We start from the raw sequence: 744 nt of genomic DNA, 5'->3' as shown, positions 1-744 counted from the left end.
TAAATTCCATTGAGCGAGGAATAATTTGTTTTATTTAAGGCAGGGTGTATAGAGACTTATTGAGTTATCACAAGAAGGAAGGAAGAATTACAATTCCTCCAATGAGTGAAGTTGAGTTGATGTTAGTCCATCTTCGTGACAAGCAGATTCCCGTTGAGAGCAAAAATCAAAGTGTAGAGTATGGCTATTCGATTGCTTATAAATCAGCCGATTTAGACGGAGTGAAGAGCATCTACAAGACCGATAAGTACCGCGTCAGTGACTTGTAGTTCCCCAAAAGCCTGTAGCCACTAAATGACGCTTAAAGGCAAATAATAAAGCCTAGTCATACATGTCAATTATTCACTGGAGGTCAATGCAGTCGAAATTAGATTCTTGGCAAATTTAAGGTCTGCAATTGTCTATTTGTACGCATTGCTTAAAGCGAATTGAGAGAAATGTAAGATCAGATTTGGACTTCTATAGATATATGTTGTGCGCTGGTTCCAAAGTTCTGCTGTTTAGGTCTCGCGCCTAACTTCAGAAGCCCAGTTGTCGCGAAGCGCTGCTGGGTAGGTCTCAAGCGCACATCCCGAGTCACCTCACAAGTTCAAGACGCCCTGTTGTTCTGTATTTAATAATGATGGCTTTAAGTCTGCTCTTGGCTTCATCATCGCTCATGCTAAATACCATACCAGTTAAATCTTTTATTTCAGATTTAGTAAGATGTACTTTGTGTGCTCGAAGAAAAGCTTTAACTCGTTC

1 protein-coding gene is annotated in these 744 nt (G+C 40.2%); it reads left to right on the top strand.

Annotation, left to right across the window (positions count from 1 at the left end; genetic code table 11):
• The first annotated feature begins 59 nt into the window (after positions 1–59).
• Positions 60–269, top strand: a complete 210-nt coding sequence (locus A3750_RS25260; RefSeq protein WP_156498377.1) for a hypothetical protein — start codon at positions 60–62, stop codon at positions 267–269.
• Positions 270–744: the final 475 nt, after the last annotated feature.

Source organism: Oleiphilus sp. HI0079 (assembly GCF_001635105.1).
The sequence above is the reverse complement of the archived record's forward strand: the minus strand, read 5'-3'. Positions and strand labels throughout refer to the sequence as shown.